General features: G+C 58.5%; 17 protein-coding genes. 15 read left to right on the forward strand and 2 right to left on the reverse strand.

Annotated features, from left to right (window positions below; all coding sequences use genetic code 11):
* The first annotated feature begins 58 nt into the window (after nt 1-58).
* From topA to G0Q00_RS04295, 8 genes are all read left to right on the forward strand, one after another.
* The gene (gene topA / locus G0Q00_RS04260; RefSeq protein WP_163036696.1) at nt 59-2,620 is read left to right on the forward strand and encodes a type I DNA topoisomerase; all 2,562 of its coding nucleotides are present in this window, start codon (nt 59-61) and stop codon (nt 2,618-2,620) included.
* 128 nt (nt 2,621-2,748) lie between these two features.
* On the forward strand, nt 2,749-3,210 hold the full coding sequence (locus tag G0Q00_RS04265; RefSeq protein WP_239058317.1) for an MAPEG family protein: 462 nt from the start codon (nt 2,749-2,751) through the stop codon (nt 3,208-3,210).
* Between the two features lie 122 nt (nt 3,211-3,332).
* Nucleotides 3,333-4,046: a CoA transferase subunit A gene (locus G0Q00_RS04270; RefSeq protein ID WP_163036700.1), complete on the forward strand. Its 714-nt coding sequence runs from the start codon at nt 3,333-3,335 to the stop codon at nt 4,044-4,046.
* A gap of 3 nt (nt 4,047-4,049) precedes the next feature.
* Nucleotides 4,050-4,679, forward strand: coding sequence for a 3-oxoacid CoA-transferase subunit B (locus tag G0Q00_RS04275; RefSeq protein ID WP_163036702.1), 630 nt, complete (start codon nt 4,050-4,052; stop codon nt 4,677-4,679).
* Nucleotides 4,680-4,808: 129 nt separating this feature from the next.
* A complete protein-coding gene (locus G0Q00_RS04280) occupies nt 4,809-5,945 on the forward strand; it encodes a PQQ-dependent sugar dehydrogenase (RefSeq protein WP_163036704.1) in 1,137 nt (378 codons plus the stop codon).
* Nucleotides 5,946-6,057: 112 nt separating this feature from the next.
* Entirely contained in the window at nt 6,058-7,068 is a 1,011-nt protein-coding gene (locus G0Q00_RS04285; RefSeq protein ID WP_239058318.1) for a lysylphosphatidylglycerol synthase transmembrane domain-containing protein, read from the forward strand.
* Complete coding sequence (locus G0Q00_RS04290; RefSeq protein WP_163036708.1) at nt 7,049-8,371, forward strand: FAD-binding oxidoreductase; 1,323 nt, start codon at nt 7,049-7,051, stop codon at nt 8,369-8,371. The genes G0Q00_RS04285 and G0Q00_RS04290 overlap by 20 nt, the downstream gene beginning before the upstream one ends.
* Nucleotides 8,368-9,105 (forward strand): SDR family NAD(P)-dependent oxidoreductase, encoded by a 738-nt coding sequence (locus tag G0Q00_RS04295; RefSeq protein WP_163036710.1) that lies wholly within the window; start codon nt 8,368-8,370, stop codon nt 9,103-9,105. Before G0Q00_RS04290 ends, G0Q00_RS04295 begins: the two co-directional genes overlap by 4 nt.
* A gap of 62 nt (nt 9,106-9,167) precedes the next feature.
* Here G0Q00_RS04295 and G0Q00_RS04300 read toward each other — a convergent pair whose 3' ends face one another.
* Both G0Q00_RS04300 and G0Q00_RS04305 read right to left on the reverse strand, forming a co-directional pair.
* On the reverse strand, nt 9,168-10,613 hold the full coding sequence (locus tag G0Q00_RS04300) for a UbiA family prenyltransferase (protein ID WP_163036712.1): 1,446 nt from the start codon (nt 10,611-10,613) through the stop codon (nt 9,168-9,170).
* Entirely contained in the window at nt 10,606-11,445 is an 840-nt protein-coding gene (locus G0Q00_RS04305; RefSeq protein ID WP_163036714.1) for a lytic transglycosylase domain-containing protein, read from the reverse strand. Before G0Q00_RS04305 ends, G0Q00_RS04300 begins: the two co-directional genes overlap by 8 nt.
* Before the next feature lie 328 nt (nt 11,446-11,773).
* Between G0Q00_RS04305 and G0Q00_RS04310 the strand changes: the two genes are divergently transcribed.
* From G0Q00_RS04310 to G0Q00_RS04340, 7 genes are all read left to right on the forward strand, one after another.
* Nucleotides 11,774-11,965 carry a Flp family type IVb pilin gene (locus tag G0Q00_RS04310; protein ID WP_163036716.1) on the forward strand — a complete coding sequence of 64 codons (192 nt, stop codon included), beginning with the start codon at nt 11,774-11,776 and terminating at the stop codon, nt 11,963-11,965.
* Nucleotides 11,966-12,008: 43 nt separating this feature from the next.
* Nucleotides 12,009-12,200, forward strand: a complete 192-nt coding sequence (locus G0Q00_RS04315) for a Flp family type IVb pilin (protein ID WP_163036718.1) — start codon at nt 12,009-12,011, stop codon at nt 12,198-12,200.
* Between the two features lie 296 nt (nt 12,201-12,496).
* Complete coding sequence (gene cpaB / locus G0Q00_RS04320; RefSeq protein WP_163036720.1) at nt 12,497-13,333, forward strand: Flp pilus assembly protein CpaB; 837 nt, start codon at nt 12,497-12,499, stop codon at nt 13,331-13,333.
* A 234-nt stretch (nt 13,334-13,567) separates the two neighbouring features.
* Nucleotides 13,568-14,977, forward strand: coding sequence for a type II and III secretion system protein family protein (locus G0Q00_RS04325; RefSeq protein WP_163036721.1), 1,410 nt, complete (start codon nt 13,568-13,570; stop codon nt 14,975-14,977).
* A gap of 10 nt (nt 14,978-14,987) precedes the next feature.
* Nucleotides 14,988-15,650, forward strand: coding sequence for an OmpA family protein (locus tag G0Q00_RS04330; RefSeq protein ID WP_203564890.1), 663 nt, complete (start codon nt 14,988-14,990; stop codon nt 15,648-15,650).
* A 412-nt stretch (nt 15,651-16,062) separates the two neighbouring features.
* Complete coding sequence (locus G0Q00_RS04335) at nt 16,063-17,310, forward strand: AAA family ATPase (RefSeq protein ID WP_163036723.1); 1,248 nt, start codon at nt 16,063-16,065, stop codon at nt 17,308-17,310.
* Nucleotides 17,311-17,325: 15 nt separating this feature from the next.
* The gene (locus tag G0Q00_RS04340; protein ID WP_163036725.1) at nt 17,326-18,795 is read left to right on the forward strand and encodes a CpaF family protein; all 1,470 of its coding nucleotides are present in this window, start codon (nt 17,326-17,328) and stop codon (nt 18,793-18,795) included.
* The last annotated feature ends 1 nt before the right edge of the window (nt 18,796 follow it).

Genomic DNA, 18,796 nt, shown 5'->3' on the forward strand with positions numbered 1-18,796 from the left:
CTAACGCCCCCAGAGCAAGGCTGGTATTGCGCAGCCTGAATGAGTCGAGAGGAAGTTCATGCCCGTAGTCGTCGTTGAAAGCCCGGCCAAAGCCAAGACCATCAACAAATACCTTGGCTCGGACTACACGGTGCTTGCATCTTACGGGCACGTGCGCGACCTGCCGCCCAAGGATGGTTCGGTCGACACCGACAACGAATTTGCCATGAAATGGGAGGTCGGCCGCGACAGCGCCAAGCATGTGCGTGCGATTGCCGAGGCCCTGAAGGACGACAACAACCTGATCCTCGCCACCGACCCCGATCGCGAAGGAGAAGCGATTTCGTGGCACTTGGAAGAAGCTTTGCGCAAGCGTCGAGCCGTCAAGAAAGACACACCGGTCAGCCGTGTGGTTTTCAACGCGATCACCAAATCCGCCGTGACCGAGGCGATGCAGAACCCGCGCGATGTGGACAGCGATCTGGTCGAGGCCTATCTGGCCCGCCGTGCACTGGACTATCTGGTGGGGTTCAACCTGTCGCCGGTTCTGTGGCGCAAACTGCCCGGCGCACGCTCGGCCGGACGCGTGCAATCAGTGTGCCTGCGTCTGATCGTAGAGCGGGAAGAAGAGATCGAGGCGTTCAACGCCCGTGAATACTGGTCGGTTAAGGCGCTTCTTCAAACGCCGCGCGGAAAAGACTTCGAGGCCCGTCTGACGGTTCTGGGGGGCCAAAAGCTCGACCGGTACGACCTTGAAAACGAAACCGCTGCCGAATTGGCCGTGCAGGCCATCACCTCGCGCGATCTGTCGGTTCAGTCGGTGGAAGCGAAGCCTGCGACCCGCAACCCTTCGCCGCCCTTCATGACCTCGACCCTGCAGCAGGAAGCCAGCCGCAAGTTCGGCTTCGGTGCACGTCAGACCATGTCGACCGCCCAGCGCCTCTATGAGGCGGGCTATATCACCTATATGCGGACCGACGGGATCGATATGGCCCCCGAGGCTGTGGCGGCTGCGCGTGACGCCATTTCCGACCGCTATGGCAAGGACTTCATCCCGGCCTCCCCGCGGATTTACAAGAACAAAGCCAAGAACGCGCAGGAAGCGCACGAATGTATCCGCCCGACGGATATGACCGTCTCCGGCAGCGATCTGGCGAAACTTGAACCCGATCAGCGCAAACTTTACGACCTGATTTGGAAGCGGACGCTGGCCAGCCAGATGGAAAGCGCCCGGTTCGAGCGCACCAGTGTGGATGTCGGCTCGAACGATGGCCAAGTGGTGCTGCGCGCCACCGGTCAGGTTGTCGTCTTCGAAGGCTTCCTGAAGGTCTACGAAGAGGGCCGTGACGATCAGGTGGTGGACGATGACGACAAGCGTCTGCCGCAAATCATGGAAGGCGAGAAGGCTGACAAGAAGACCATTTCGCCCGAACAGCACTTCACCCAGCCCCCGCCCCGCTACACCGAGGCGACGCTGGTCAAACGCATGGAAGAGCTGGGCATCGGCCGCCCCTCGACCTATGCGTCGGTGATCACCACCATTCAGGACCGCGAGTACGTTCGCAAAGACAAGAACCGCCTGTTCCCCGAGGATAAGGGCCGGATCGTGACCATCTTCTTGATGAACTTCTTCCGCCAGTACGTAGGCTATGAGTTCACCGCGAATTTGGAAGAGGAGCTCGACGAGATTTCGGCGGGCGACATGGACTACAAGGAAGTGCTGGCGCGCTTCTGGCGAGATTTCTCTGCCGCGATTGCCGAGACGTCCGAGCTGCGCATTTCAGAGGTACTGGACAAGTTGGACGCGGCCCTCGCCCCTCAGCTTTATCCCCCGCGTGAAGACGGCACCGATCCACGTATCTGCCCGAAATGCGGCACCGGTCAATTGCACCTGAAGACCTCGCGCACCGGCGGGTTCGTGGGCTGCGGCAACTATCCGGAGTGTAACTACACCCGCCCGATCGCCGGTGAAGGCGCGGAAGGCGAAGAGAAGCTTTTGGGCACCGATGGTGATGACGAGATCTGGCTGAAGGATGGCCGCTATGGCCCCTATGTGCAGCGCGGAGAAGCCACACCGGAAAACAAGCGCCCCAAGCGGACGTCCCTGCCGCAAGCCCGCAATGGCGGCTGGCCGAAAGAGGAAACCGATCTGGAACGCGCACTGCAGCTTCTGTCGCTGCCGCGCCATGTGGGCGACCACCCGGAGGGTGGCCGCATCACTGCGAACCTTGGCCGGTTTGGTCCCTACCTGATGCACAAGTTCCCGGATGACGAAAAGCCGGTTTACGTGAGCCTCAAGCAATGGACCGAGATGTTCGACGTGGGCATGAACCACGCGGTCGAACTGCTGGCCGACAAGCGGGCCAACCCGGGCCGTCGTGGGGCTGCGGCTGCCAAACCCTTGAAAGAACTGGGCGAACACCCGGAAGAGGGTGGACCTGTGAACGTGTTGGACGGGCGCTATGGGCCTTACGTGAAATGGGGCAAGGTCAACGCCACCATTCCGAAAGAGGTCGCCCCCGCTGACGTCACCATGGAAATGGCCGTGGGCTGGATCTCGGAAAAAGCCGCCAAGAAAAAGCCCGCCCGTAAGAAAGCGGCGCCAAAGAAAAAAGTCGCAGCCAAGAAGAAGGCAAGCTGAACAGCAGGAGCCGGGTCACCAACCCGGTTCCGCACCGCAATTTGCCTCACTTTGAATTTGTCCCTATCGTTGACCCGGCGCTTGGCAATTGCGCCGGGTCAACGCCGTACTTCAGGGATGGATTGGACATGCTGGATTTAACGAACCCCGTATTTGAGACCTACGTAATCGCGGCAGCGCTCATGGTGCTTAAGCTCATGGGGCAGGGCTGGATGACAGTCTATCGGATGATGAAAAGCAACAGCGGCCTTGCCAGCCCGGAAGACCTGCAAAAAGGCATCCTGAATACCGACCCGCGCCCAGAACAGCTGGAGGTGAACGACTATGTCGACCGGTCGCGACGCATGCACCGAAATGATCTTGAAAACATCCCCGGGTTCCTGATCGCAGGCCTTCTGTTCGTGGTGACCGATCCCAGCCTGCTTATGGCGCAACTGCTAATGTTTGGTTTTGTCGCGGCGCGTCTGGCCCATTTCGTCGCCTATGCCACCAAGCAGACACACGAAGTCCGGGCGACGTTCTATACCATCGGGTCGCTGATCGTGATCTACATGGCAGCGCACGCGCTTGTCGTGGCGCTTGCAGGCTAGAAACTCGCGCTACGTAGTCTGGTAGGTAGAAATACCTTCGCCCCTGTAAAACCGCCCTGTTTCGTTGACTCCGTCCCTCCCCTTCGCCAGAAAAGCAGCGAAATAGACGAGAGGGAACTTTCATGAACAAGGTATATGGCAGCGCCGCCGAAGCTCTGGACGGGCTTCTGTCGGACGACATGCTGATTGCCGCCGGCGGCTTTGGCCTGTGCGGCATCCCCGAGCTTCTGCTGGAAGCCATCAAGGAAAGCGGCGTGAAGGATCTGACCTTCGCCTCGAACAACGCTGGCGTTGATGATTTCGGCATTGGCATCCTGCTGCAGACCAAGCAGGTCCGCAAAATGATCTCGTCCTATGTGGGCGAAAATGCCGAGTTCATGCGCCAGTACCTGTCGGGCGAGCTTGAGCTGGAATTCAACCCGCAGGGCACTCTGGCCGAGCGTATGCGCGCAGCCGGTCACGGCATCCCCGGCTTCTACACCAAGACCGGCGTGGGCACCGTGATCGCCGAGGGCAAGGAACACAAAGATTTCCCCACCGGCCCGAACGGCGAAGCCGAGACTTACATCATGGAAGAAGGCATCTTTGCCGATCTGTCCATCGTGAAAGCCTGGAAAGCCGACGAGACCGGCAACCTGGTCTTCCGCAAGACCGCCCGCAACTTCAATCCGCCGGCGGCCATGTGCGGCAAGACCTGCGTGGTCGAGGTGGAAGAGATTGTGCCGACCGGCTCGCTGGATCCGGATTCGATCCATCTGCCGGGCATCTACGTGCATCGCATCATTCAGGGCGAGCACGAGAAGCGCATCGAACAACGCACCATCCGGGAGGCTTAAGACATGGCTTGGGACCGCAATCAAATGGCCGCCCGCGCGGCACAGGAACTGCAAGACGGTTGGTATGTGAACCTCGGCATCGGCATCCCAACGCTGGTATCGAACTACATCCCAGAAGGCGTCACCGTGACGCTGCAGTCGGAAAACGGCATGCTGGGCATGGGCCCCTTCCCGACCGAAGACGAGATCGACGCCGACCTGATCAACGCAGGCAAGCAGACCATCACCGAACTGCCCCAGACCGCCTATTTCGACAGCTCGATGAGCTTCGGCATGATCCGTGGCGGCAAGATCGCCATGGCCATTCTGGGCGCGATGGAAGTTGCTGAAAACGGCGATCTGGCCAACTGGATGATCCCCGGCAAGCTGGTGAAAGGCATGGGCGGCGCGATGGATCTTGTGGCCGGTGTTGGCCGTGTGGTGGTCGTGATGGATCACACCAACAAGCATGGCGACTCGAAAGTGCTGAAAGAATGCACCCTGCCCCTGACTGGCAAGTCGGTCGTGGACCGCATCATCACCAATCTGGGTGTGCTGGATGTGGTCGAAGGTGGCCTGAAAATCGTCGAGACCGCCGATGGCGTGACCGAAGACGAGCTACGCGCCGCGACCGAGGCGACCATCGTCAACTAAGCGATCAAACAACTTTGAAAAGCCCCCTTCACGGGGGCTTTTTTATGCGCTCTCGTCTTTTTGACTTGGGTAAATCACGCATTGGCGTTCATCATTCACCCATCAGTTTTTGCTAACCCTTGGTGTGAAATGAACCGTCTTATTGCCTTCTGCGCCGCTTGTCTTGGCCTCTTTCTGCTCCCCGTTGCGGCGACAGCTTTTCAGATCGACGGTGATCAGGGCGGACGGCTGGAAGCTCGAAGCATCACACATTTCAATCACCCGTGGGCCATGACATTCCTACCTAACGGGCAGCTTTTGGTGACCACCAAGCCGGGCCGGCTGTGGCTGGTCGGACAAGATGGTGCGCGCTTTCAGGTCGCCGGTGTGCCACGCGTTTTGGATGGGGGGCAAGGCGGTTTGGGGGATGTGGTACCGCATCCCGATTTCGCCGATAATGATCTGATTTATCTGTCTTATGTGGACAAGGGCGACCAACCCGGCACACGGCAAGCCGTGGTAATCCGCGCGCGTTTGGACCTGTCCGCAGAGCCCAAACTAACCGACCATGAAGAGATCTGGCGCCAGTTCCCTGCCTATTCTGGGCGCGGGCATTTCTCGCACCGATTGGCATTTGGACCGGCGGGTGGGCCGCATGCGGGCAAGCTGTTCATCACTTCAGGCGACCGGCAGGAAATGGAGCCGGCACAGGACATGACGCAGGCGTTGGGCAAACTCATTCGCTTGAACGATGACGGCTCGGTCCCAGCGGATAACCCATTTCAGGACCACGGGGACCTCGCCAAGACCTTCTGGACGCTGGGCCATCGCAATTCGCTGGGCATCGCCTTTGACGTCAAAGGGCAGCTATGGGCGCATGAGATGGGGCCGCGACACGGGGACGAGCTGAACCTGATCCAGCCAGGCCGCAACTATGGTTGGCCTCTGGTGTCCGAAGGCAATCACTATAGCGGATTCAGGATCCCCAACCACGACACCCGACCAGACCTGACCGCCCCCAAGGCCGCCTGGATTCCCAGCATCGCACCCTCTGGGCTGGTGATCTGGTCTGACGGCCTGTTTCCCGACTGGCAACGTCAGGCGCTGATCGGAGGCCTCGTCAGTCGCGCCCTAATCCGGGTGTCTTTGAATAATGACGGCGCGCAAGAGCTGGAACGCTACAGCTGGGACGAACGCGTGCGCGAGGTTGAACAGGGGCCGGATGGTGCCCTGTGGGTGCTTGAGGACGGACGCCGGGGGCGTCTGTTACGCCTAACGCCCAACTAAGTCTGGCCTGCGCGATTTGCCCAACTTTTCCCCTCGTAATTGCTGTGCTGCTTTCATAATCTCGCCTCAATCCCCGGCCATAAGTCGGGCAATGACAATGAGCAGCGCAAACATGGCATCGTCCACCCAAGGGAAACAATCGACCCGCCCCGCCGCCAACAAACGGCTGCGGGATACGCTTGTTCTGCTGGGCCTATTCGGGCTGGTGCTGGCAGGTCTGATTGGACTGGCCGCGGCGACCGGCTGGGAAGAAACCCGTGCGCAGTTGATGAAACTGTCATGGGGCCAATTCGCCATCCTTCTGGCGCTCAGCCTTGTAAATTATCTGTTCCGTGGCCTGCGCTGGCACGTCTTTGCACGCAAACTTGGCCTGCCCACTGGGCTGATGCAGGATTTGCGCCATTTCCTTGGCGGCTTTGCCATGTCTGTCACCCCCGGCCGCGTGGGCGAGCTGGTGCGGATGCGCTGGCTGCGTCGCGAAACCGGTTGGAGCTTTGAACGCACCGCGCCCTTGGTCTTGATCGACCGCGCCTCGGACCTGACTGCGATGGCGTTGATCCTTGGTCTGGCGCTGGCCTTCTCGGCCACCGGCATCGCGGGTGGCTTGCCCGTCACCTTTTTGGCGCTGATCGCCGCCTTCGCTGCGACCCGCCCTCGCCTTCTGGCGGGCTTCGCCACGCTGGGCCACCGCCTGACGGGCCGGTTTTCGCGCCTCTGGGCCAAGCTGCGCCGCGCGGCTGGGTCGCTCGCGGCCTTCACGTCCCCCACTCTGATTGCCATTGCAGCCCTGATTGGCGTCATCGGCTGGATTGCCGAGGGCTATGCCTTCCACCTGCTTCTGATGTGGATGGGTGCCGATATCGGATTTTCAAAAGCGGTCGCCATCTTCGTCTTTTCAACACTGGCTGGCGGACTGACAGGCGCCCCCGGTGGTGTCGGAGGGGCCGAGGCCGCAATGATCGCCCTTCTAGCGCTTGAAGGTGTGCCGCTTGAAACCAGCCTGCCCGCAACCGCCATCATCCGCGTAACAACACTTTGGTTTGCGATCGGGATCGGCCTTCTGGTCTTTCCCCTCGCCGAGAGAATTTCACTGAGACATCAACATGGTTTGGAAAACAACTGAGTATTCAGGCTGGGGCCGCGTGCGCACAGCCACGGCGGAACTGGCACGGCCTGAACGTGCCAGCACGCTGAAAAACACCTTGGCAGATACCATCTGCCCGGCGATTGGAAACTGCCGCTCCTACGGCGATGCGCCCTTGAATGACGGGGGCCGCGCCATCGACATGACGCGGATGAACCGCATTCTGGATTTCGACGCCGGGACAGGGATTGTCACGGTCGAGGCGGGCGTGACAATCACCACGCTTGCCAACATCTTCGCCCCGCAAGGCTGGCTGCCCGCCGTCATGCCCGGCACCGGCTTTGCCACTGTCGGCGGCTGCATCGCACAGGACGTGCATGGCAAAAACCATCACAAGGAAGGCAGCTTTGGGCAGCACGTGCTGTCGGTCACTTTGCTGAACGGCGAAAAGCGCACAGTTGCCACGCCGGATCGCAACGCGGGGCTGTTCCGCGCCACGATGGGCGGGATCGGGCAGACCGGTGTGATTGCCGAGGCGAAACTGCAGTTGAAACCCTGCCCCGGCGACGTGATGATGGTCACCGAACAACGCGCCGAGAACTGGGACGCGCATCTGGCCCTGCTGGACGCGAGCCAAGCCAGCTATTGCGTGGGCTGGATCGACGCCACTGCCACGGGGGCCAGCCTTGGGCGTGGCGTTGTCGAAGAAGCCGAGCTGGCCGCAGGGCTATTGCCCAAAGCCAAACCGTCGAAATCTGTACCCATGAATGCGCCCAACTTCGCGCTATCCGGCCCGATCGTACGAACATTCAACAACGCCTATTACCGGCGCGTTCCGACCTCTGGCCGGTCGTCGGTCAAGCGGATCGACGAATTCTTCTTCCCACTGGACAAGATCCACGACTGGAACCGCCTCTATGGCAAGCGCGGGTTTTATCAGTTCCAAAACGTTGTCCCGCTGGATCAGGCGGACGCGTTGAAAGCAATGTTGGCCGAGATCGCCGGGGCGGGCCTCGCCTCGCCTCTGGCTGTGCTGAAACGTATGGGACCGGGACGTGCGGGTCCACTGAGCTTTCCGATGGAGGGGTATACGCTGGCCGTCGACTTCCCAGCCCGGGACGCCGCGCCCGAGCTGATCGGGATGCTGGAAGACATGACCGTCGACGCTGGCGGACGGCTGTATCTGGCCAAGGATGCGTTGGCCACGGGCCCTGCGATCAAAGCGATGTATCCAGAACATGGTGATTGGGTGAAGGCGGTGAACAAAGCCGACCCTGATCACGCGTTTGAAACCGACATGGTGCGGCGGCTTGATCTGCGCACGGCAGGAGGTGCGTCATGACACAGAAGTGCTGGATCATTTTGGGGGCGACGTCCTCGATGGCGCGAGCGTTTGCCAATGCGGTGGCGGATCAAGGCGCCAACGTCATTCTGGCGGGTCGGGATATGGAAGACCTGAAGCGCTCGGCCACAGACCTGACAGTGCGCGGGGTCGAGGCCGTTGCGATGAAGTTCGACGCGCGCGACAGCGCCACATTCGGCCCGATCATTGCGCGTGCTGAGCAGATGGAGGGTGTTATTAACGCCGCCGTCTTCGTGGGATCAATGCCGCCGCAAGACGCGATCGACGCCGATCCCCGCCTGATCGACGGTGTGATCAAGGACAGCCACACCGGCCCTGCGACCTTCCTGACCCAGCTTGCCCCCATTATCGAAGTGCGCGGCGCTGGCACCGTGGTTGGCGTGGGCTCGGTCGCTGGGGATCGCGGACGGATTGGAAATTATGTTTATGGCTCGGCCAAGGCGGGCTTCGCCACCTATCTGTCGGGCTTGCGCAATCGCCTGACCCGCTCGGGCGGTCACGTGGTGACGGTAAAGCCGGGCTTCGTCGACACGGCGATGACGTGGACCGTCGAGGGTATGTTTCTTGTCGCAGCACCCGAGGCCGTGGCCAAGGACATCCTGAAAGCGGTCGAGAAGCAGAAGAACGTGATCTATACGCCGTTTTTCTGGCGTTACATCATGCTGATCATCCGACATATCCCCGAGTTCATCTTCAAAAAGATGTCGATCTGATCCGCCCGTTGGGGCGCATCATGCTGGTATCGGCGGCCCGTGTCTAAGGCACGGGCACGAGCCTAGAGCGCTCCGAACCATGTCTGCCACAGACCCGCCGCGTAGAACATGATCGCTAGCGTCATCAGGATCAGACCGATCCCACGTTTGTCCTTCATGGCAAAGACGATCGGGTCGTAGTCCTGCTTGCCATGCCAGCCCAGTGACACCATGCGGATTAACCACCACGCCAAGGGGATTTCCGCCACCCAGATCAGCCAGCGGGTTTTGTACAGACCAATGGCTTGCTCGGTGAAGGAATAGAGGAAGAAGGCCACCAGCGCCGCGATCACACCTAGGGCTGCGACGTTCAGAAGGTCCGGACGGTCCGGACGGCCATAGCCGCGCCCCGGCAAACGTTCGTCGGTGGTGGCCAAGGTCAGCTCGGTCAGGCGTTTCACGCAGCCAAGGGCAAGAAACACCGGAAAAATGAAGACCAGAAGATAGCCTGAAATATATATCCCGGTCGCCGTCGCACCGGCGACAACGCGCAGCGTGTAGAGCGACGCCAGCACCGCAATATCGATCCACCGCATCCGCTTGAGCTTCAGCGAATAGGCCAGCGACATCGCCATATAGAATGCGACCACCCCTAGGAAGGTCCAAGACAGGGCTGCGGCCACCCCCAAGGCAATGGAGGAGAGAAGCACGAAACACAGCATGCCGGTCTGGATTGGGACGGCACCGGACGCGAAGGGGCGGTTTTTCTTTTTCACATGCAGGCGGTCGGCCTCGAGATCCAGCAGGTCATTCACCAGATAGATCGACGAGGCAGCGGCCGAGAACGCAACAATCCCAAGCAGTGCTGCGACCAGCGTGGGCATGTCAAACGCATGGCCCGCAATCATCGGCAGAAGCAGCAGGACGTTCTTAACCCATTGATGCGGTCGGAAACTCCGTAGCACATCGCCCATTCCCCAGCCGCCCTTGATCCGCGTAAGAGACTGCCCCCGAGCCTCGATCTGACGGGCAGAGGCAGTATCGCCGACGACAATGGCATGGTCCGATTTGGACCAGATCGCGCGATCGACGGGAGCGTTGCCGGCATAGTCAAACCCTTGCGCACCGAAGGTTTCGACCAAGGCGGCGGCCTTCCGGTCGCCTTTCAGGTTGGTCTGCCCGTCCGAGGCGAAGACACGCGGCGATAGATCGTGGTCGCGGGCCAGTTGCTCGACCAGGGGCTGGTGCGAGGCAGAGGCCAAGATAACCTCGCGCCCCTCGGATTTGGCCTGTTCTGCCAGCTGGGCAACCTCGGGCTCGACCGGAAGTAGATCCGTGCGCAGGTTCGCGATCTCAGCCAGTTCGGCCTTCAAACGCGCGGGCTGCTTCAGGTTCAGAAAGCTGACCTTCAGAGCACGAATGGGATCCTTGCCCAAGGCAGCCCAGAAGCACTCGAACAGGATATCAGTGCGCAGGAAAGTCCCATCAATGTCCAAAACCAAGGGTTTTGTGTCGATCTTGTCACCCATTCGAGGAGGCCCCCATTACCGCAAACACACAGCCATCCGTTAATAGCTCGGGTGGCGTCAAACACAACCCACGCGCGACATGCCACGCGACCAATACTTTGGGCACATAAGCGCGGGTTTCGGCATATGGGGGGATTCCGCCATGCTGGGTCACCGCATTTTCGCCCGCGTTATATCCGGCCAGTGCGAAGATCGGATCGCCTTTGAAATGCGTGATCAGCCATTCCAAATAGGCCACGCCACCTTTGATGTTCTGGGCTGGGTCCGTGCTGTCAGTCACGCCGAACCGTTCGGCGGTGGCCGGAATTAATTGCATCAGCCCCTCTGCCCCGGCTTCGCTAATGGCCTGTTCACGTCCCGCGCTTTCGACCGAGATTAAAGCAACCACCAGAGCCGGCGAGACCGGCGTCCCAACGGTGACGCGCAGGATCTCAGGTCCATGCGCGCGTGCAATATCCTGCAGATGCTGCAATCTGGGCTTGGCGATTTCCTCACGTTGCGCGATCGCGCTGATGGCTTTTTGGATGTTCGCGGGACCGGTATCGGACAGCTTCGGAGACACGTCTTGCCAGAACCAATCCCATTCGGTCGGGGCGGGCAGAGAAAACTCGGTTTCCGCTGCAGGTTCAGAACTCGCTTTTTCTGGAACCGCAAGGGCTGCAGCCTGTTCCTCGGGATCGATCTGAACGGTCAGCCGCTTGCCCGCACCGGCCTGTGGGACAGTGACGCGTTTGAATGTGAACTCTGGGAATGGCGGTGGAGTTTCCTGCGCAAGGGCAACTCCAGCCAAACCAAGCGCCCAGAGGGCTCCGGTATACGTTAGTAGCCGCATTTTGCGGTTCTCTGCTCTATCTCGTTAACTGATTCACTTCTCGCAGATTGCGGAAAAAAGCGCTAGTTTTTCCTGAATTTCAGGAAGTTCGACACAATATTCAGCCAAAAGCACACAGAGCCTCCCTCACGCAACCTTCCAATTTAATTAGTATTAACAATGTATTACGAAGTGTGTGAAAAAAAATTCACTCGAAGCGAGAAAACGTACGAAACCCGCCCAATTCTCGCCTTATTCCAAAGGCTTATTGTTGCCATGATGAGCGAAATGCGGGAGATCTCTCGTATAACGTTCACAAATCCTGAACGCCCAACCTGAGGAAGATATTATGAAACTGTTCGAGATGATCAAAACCTTCAAAGCCGACGAAGACGGCGCTGTAACCGTAGACTGGGTCGTGCTGACCGCAGCAGTCGTTGGCCTCGGCATTGCCGTACTGACTTCGGTATCCGGCGGCACCACTTCGCTGGCCGACAAAATCTCGTCCACGCTGTCGGGCATGAGCATCATGTCTCACTAAGGCCTCAGGGTTTGCGTTATTTAGCTAGTAAAAGGAAAGTACAATGAAGCTTTTTGAGATGATCAAAACCTTTAAAGCCGACGAAGACGGCGCCGTAACCGTAGACTGGGTCGTGCTGACCGCAGCAGTCGTTGGCCTCGGCATTGCCGTGCTAACCTCGGTTTCGGGCGGAACTACGTCGCTTGCTGACAAAATTTCGTCGACCCTGTCTGGAATGAGCATTTTGTCTCATTAATGTTGCCTAAACTAGAATACGGAAGCCGCGCCTTCGGGCGCGGCTTTTGCTTTGGAAGAGAGCTTAAGTCAGCCATAGTGGCGCCGTCACTCTACCAACCTTAAGATGTAGAGTTGACACTCTGAGCACATTTTCTCATTAATTCAGTCGCCCATGCTTTATGGGCTGGAAATTATTGCCGTTTCCTGTGATTTTCACCCGGACACTGCGTATTGTCTCTGATTTGGACGAAATCCTCTGATGCAGACAGGTTCAAGCTCGCAGGCGGCAGATTGATATACACGAAAGGAATTCGGATGCGCTTGATTTTCGGACTAGTCTTGGTGGTTGGTATCGGCTTGGCTGGCTTTGCCGTTTATATGGCGCGCGATTTCATTGGGGGATATCAGGCACAGCTGGACGCCGAACGCGCGGCGCGCGTGGCAGTCATTCCTACCGTTGAAGTCTTTGTGGTCAACCGGACGTTGCGTTATGGTCAACAAATCACAGCCAAAGACCTTCGCGTGGTGAAGTGGCCCGAAAACGCTATCCCGGAAGGAACGTTCCGAAAAATCGAAGACATTTTCCCTGAAGGCGAGCGGAAATTCCGCACTGTGATCCGCGCCATGGAAAAAGGCGAGGCCCTGATGACAGTGAAGGTGTCACGTCCCGGCGCCGATGCAGGGGTTTCGTCACGCCTGACCCAAGGCATGCGCGCCTTCGCCATTCGCGTGGATGTCAGCTCGGGCGTGTCCGGCTTCCTGCGCCCTGGGGACCGTGTTGATGTGTATTGGTCAGGCACGGGGGTAAATTCAGTTGGCGAATCCGAGGCCATCACCAAGCTGATCCTAGCCAACGTAGACTTGATCGCCGTGGACCAAATTGCCGACAACGACCGAACCGCCCCTACCATCGCGCGGACGATCACCGTCGAGGTCACGCCTCGACAGGTTGCAGCACTGGCTCAGGCGCAGGCCAGCGGGCGCTTGTCTCTGGCCCTAGTTGGTGCACAGGACGAAACGACCACAGACGCTGTCGAGGTTGGCCAAGGCGAGATCATCGGCGAGATCAATGCGCCCCAGAAGCAAAGCTGCTCGGTCCGTACGCGTCGCGGCGCCGAGATCATCGAAACCCCCATTCCCTGCCCCAACTAAGGCAAGCCAGAAAAGTTCCGGCCGGGGCCAAACAGAATAAGTGTTGCGTTCGGCACACATAAGCCCCGGCCTTAACGTCATTGATTGTTGATTTTTCAGTCAATCCGTCGCAGTGTTGCGACTAATAAGCGGTGATTGCCCCGACAAGAGGGCTACATTGTCAACGAGCAAAGGGGAAATCCTGTCAGCGGCAGGTACCTCCAAACATATACGTGATCAGAGAGGCAGGATCACATGAAGATCGATCGTTTTATCAAGGCGGCCCTATTGGGTCTGTCGTTAGGAGTTGGAACCGCACCTGTAGCAGGTTTTGCGGAAACTCTTCGTGTTACTGACACCGGCCCATCGCGCGCATTGAAGGTTCCAATGAACCGCGCCGTAGTCGTTGAAAGCGACAATCCATTTGCGGAACTTTCCATTGCAAATCCCGGCATCGCAGACATTTCGACCCTGTCTGACCGCACAATTTATGTGCTGGGCAAGACCCCCGGACGCACCACGCTGACCCTTCTGGGCCCGGATGGTAAGCTCCTGAGCAACGTCGAAGTGCACGTCACGCCGGATATCAGCGAATTCAAAGAGCGTCTGCGCCAGATCCTTCCGGGTGAAGGCATTGAAGTGCGCACCGCCAATGACGGCATCGTGTTGTCTGGCGTAGTTAGCTCTCCACAACAAATGGCGCTGGCCCTAGATCTGGCGAACCGCTACGCGCCCCAGCGCGTATCGAACATGATGAACGTGGGTGGCACACAGCAGGTGATGCTGAAAGTACGCTTTGCCGAAATGAACCGCTCGGTGCGCAAGGCGCTGTCGAGTTCCCTAGCGTTCTCTGGCGGCCTCTCACCAACCAGTCCTCAGGCTGCGACCGGCGTAGGGCTTAGCCAGGGCGCAAGCTTGCTGGATACAACGCAGACAACAACGGTTGCAGATGCTGAAGGCGCTTTCAAAATTGGTTTCGGCGCTGGCAGCTTCCAAGTCGGCATTCTATTGGAAGCCCTTGAAACCAAAGGCGTCGTGCGCACATTGGCCGAGCCGAACCTGACGGCCTTGTCAGGTCAGGAAGCGGCCTTCCTTGCCGGTGGCGAATACCCCATTCCGGTAAAAGACGACGATGGGGTCGCCATCGAATACAAGCCCATCGGTGTTGAGCTGAACTTCACCCCAACAGTGTTGAATGACGACGTCATCAATCTGCAAATGAAAGCTGCAGTGTCGGGCGTAGAGGGGGTTGTCAATGTCGGCAACGGCTACGACGCCGTCACATTCCGCCGCCGCGAAACATCGACGACGGTTGAACTAAGAGATGGTGAAAGCTTTGCGATCGCAGGCCTGATCGAAGACGACTTCCGCGACGCAATCGGCACGGTCCCGTGGCTTGGCGATCTGCCGGTTCTGGGTGCCCTCTTCCGCTCGACGGAATACGAGCGCCGCCAGTCGGAACTGGTCATCATTGTCTCGGCGCACCTCGTCTCCCCCACCCGCGGTGAATTCCTGGCCGTCCCGACTGACCGCATTCGCCCCCCGTCCGAAAAAGGCCTGTTCCTATTTGGCAAAACAGCCAAAGCCACTTCCCCGACGACGGGTGTTGCTGCTGAGATTGCCAAACAAGACTTTTCGGGGTCTTACGGCTACGTGATGGAATAAGGATAGTGACATGAAACGGATCAAACCCATTATCGCCGCCACGTCAGTTATCGCAGTTCTTTCGGGATGCGCGGACAACCCTCAGGCGATGCACTTCTGGCTGAACGAAGCTGGTGGAAGTCTGGATGAAGGTGGCTTCGGCACTCCGACCGCACACAACTTTGGCGTCCAGACCGGACAGATCAACGTTGTGCAAGCTCTCGCGGAACGTTTTAGCCGCGAAGTTGGAGACACGGTGAACTTCGAGTTCAATAAAGCCAATCTGACACCCGAAGCGCGGCGTATTCTGGACACGCAGGCGACTTGGATCCTGCAATTCCCGGAAATTCGCTTCCGCGTCTACGGTCACACCGACCTTGTTGGATCGACCGCATATAACAAACGCCTCGGCATGCGCCGCGCGCGTGCGGTTGTGAACTATCTGGTGTCGCGCGGCATCAGCCGTTCGCGCCTTGAGGCTGTCGTCAGCTATGGTGAAACCCGCCCGCTGATCCAGACCGATCAGCGAGAGCTGCGCAACCGCCGCACCGTGACCGAGGTCAGTGGCTTTGCCAACAACCGAAAGGCCACGCTGCTTGACGGCAAGTATGCTGCAATCATCAACCGACAGTATATTGCAAGCGCGGTGCCGCCCCCCCAAATTGCGCAGGGTGGTACCGGATCGGTCGAGTAACTTCACATCAAAATGTGACAGAAAGGGGCGCGCGAAAGAGTGCGCCCCTTTTCCTTTGCGACAGGGCATCTGCTTACCTGTTCAACAGCTGACTACTTCGCAAAGCTTGGTCGAGCATTTAGTTTATTTCTTTCGATATCAATGCTATAGTCAGAAGGATTGAGGCAAGAACGACTCTGAAAAAAGGTGACAAGCTCGTTCGTAAGGGCGAAACAGATACTTTCCAATTGGGCACACTGTCCATAAAATGCGGATAATAAAGGCTGAGGGCCGCATTCTTGCCTAGATTCCCTGCAACGGTTCACTCCGCCAGGGCGCTATTTGTTTGTGTGTGTGCGATTCGCAATTAACGAGAGAACCCGGTCGTCAGATCCGAAAGGGCCGCAATGCCGGATATGAAAGGAACAAGGAAATGAGTGGCAGCGCCGAGCTACAATCTGATCCCGAACCGATCACCGCCTGCACAGTCTCGCGAGATGTGCAGAATTTCGACCTTCTGATTGAAGATATGGAGGCCGAGCTGGGTGAGGCTTGGGGCGACCTTCCGCTTGAAGACGCTGTTGCATTCTTTGAACAGCCTGATGGCAAAGACCTTGAATTCATCGCCATGGCGCTGGACGATCAGGACGAGGCAGACCTCAGCACCGTTGCGGCAGTGATCAAAGCCGCTGTGCAGCGAAACATCAAAGTGATCGTTATCGCCGAAGAGGTCAGCCCGATTGCGCTGCACCAGTTGCTAAAACTGGGTGCCGAAGAATTCGTCCCCTACCCGCTTCCCGATGGCGCGCTTCATGACGCGATCAAGCGTATGCGTGAAAAAGAGGTCGCGCCCGTCGCCCATGCCGCCCCCCCGGAACACGCGCCCCGAAAGTCTACGGGAAATCGCGAAGCCGTCATTCTGGCCGTTCAACCTATGGCAGGTGGCACCGGTGCGACCACATTCGCTGTCAACTTGGCCTGGGAACTGACCCAAGTAGAGAAAACGACCCCACCGCGTGTGTGTCTGCTGGATTTCGGCCTTCAGTTCGGATCAACCGCCACCTATCTTGATCTACCACGCCGCGACGTCGTCTATGAGCTGCTGACCGACACGGAAATGATGGATCAGGAAATCTTCATGCAGGCCCTTCTGACTTATGAAGACCGCCTGCACGTCCTGACCGCTCCGCCCGATATTCTTCCGTTGGACATGATCACCGTTGAGGACGTCGAGCGGATCGTTGAAATGGCACGGACCAATTTCGACTATGTCATCATCGACATGCCCAACACGTTGGTCCAATGGACCGAAACGGTACTGCAAGCCGCGCATGTCTATTTCGTGACGCTGGAACTTGACCTGCGCTCGGCGCAAAATACGTTGCGCATGATCAAAGCGTTGAAAGCCGAAGAGCTGCCGGTTGAGAAACTGCGCTATGTTCTCAACCGCTCCCCGAAATTTACGGATTTGTCGGGCAAATCGCGCGTGAAACGATTGGCGGAAAGCCTCGATATTTCGATCGAGCTGATGCTACCCGACGGGGGTAAGCAGGTGCCAGAGTCAGGGGACCACGGCGCTCCACTGGCCAACTCCGCTCCGAAGAACGTGTTGCGCAAAGAAATGCAGAAACTTGCAAAATCCGTGCATGACCTGAACCAGGCTGACGTCGCAGCCCAGTAATCTATCGGAGGCAACATGTTCTCGCGTTATAAGAAACCAGCCAAGCCTCAAGCCAAAGGGGGCAGCCCACTGGCCGCATTGGATGGCCGGCAGATCGAAGAAGGTATCATCTCGGCCCCGCCCAAACAGGCAGCCGCCCCAAGGGTGAAAGCCCCAGAGCCGGTCAAACCTAAGGCCCCCGCAGCCGCGGCCCCGTCTGACAAGGAACGCAAGCGCAAGGAACGTCTGTCTGAAATCAAGACCGAACTTCACAAAGAGCTTCTGGACAACCTGAACCTGAGCGCACTCGACGGTGCTTCGGAAAAGGATCTTCGCGCAGAAATCACTGATATTTCATCAGAATTTTTGACAACGCGCGACGTGGTTCTGACCCGCGACGAACGATTAATTCTGAACCAGGAACTGTATGACGAGGTTAAGGGCCTGGGTCCGCTGGAACCCCTTCTGCAGGACGAAACCGTCAACGATATCTTGGTAAACGGCCCACAGCAGGTTTTCATCGAACGCGATGGTAAGCTTGAACTGACCGACGTGGCCTTTAAGGATGAACGTCACCTTCTGCGCATCATCGACAAGATCGTTTCGGCTGTTGGCCGTCGTGTCGACGAACAGAACCCGCATGTCGATGCGCGCCTTGCCGATGGCTCGCGCTTCAACGCGATGGTCCCCCCGATTGCGGTGGATGGCTCGCTGGTCTCTATTCGTAAGTTCAAAAAAGACAAGCTGGGCATCAACGAGCTGGTGAATTTCGGCGCCTTTTCCGAGGAAATGGCCGCCTATCTTCAGGCCGCAGTTGCCACCCGCCTGAACGTGATCGTGTCCGGTGGTACGGGCTCGGGTAAAACGACCACGCTGAACGCCCTGTCGTCCTTCATCGACGACAGTGAGCGCATCCTGACCATCGAGGATACGGCAGAACTTCAGCTGCAACAGACCCATGTGGGCCGTATGGAAAGCCGCCCGGCAAACGTCGAAGGCAAAGGCGCGGTCAGCCAGCGTGACTGTCTGAAAAACGCGCTACGTATGCGTCCTGACCGCATCATCGTGGGTGAGACGCGCGGCGAAGAAGTTATCGACATGCTGCAAGCTATGAACACCGGTCACGATGGGTCGATGACGACGATCCACGCGAACTCGGCACGTGATGCTGTGTCGCGTCTGGAAAACATGGTTGCGATGGCCGGGATCGAAATGCCAATCAAAGCCATCCGCAGCCAGATCGCCTCGGCTGTGAACCTGATTGTGCAGGCCAGCCGTCTTCAGGACGGGTCACGTCGCATGGTCTCGATCACCGAAATCACCGGCATGGAAGGCGAAGTTATCTCGATGCAGGAAGTGTTCCGCTATGAGCGCCTAGGGCTCGCGCCGGATGGTAAAATCATCGGGCGCTTCAACGCGACCGGTGTCCGGTCCCACTATGCCGAACGCTTCCGCCAGTGGGGTTACGACCTGCCCGCATCGATCTACGAGCCTTGGAGCGACTGAT

The sequence above is a fragment of the Aliiroseovarius sp. PrR006 genome (assembly GCF_010500215.1).
In the GTDB taxonomy this organism is placed as follows: Bacteria; Pseudomonadota; Alphaproteobacteria; order Rhodobacterales; family Rhodobacteraceae; genus Aliiroseovarius.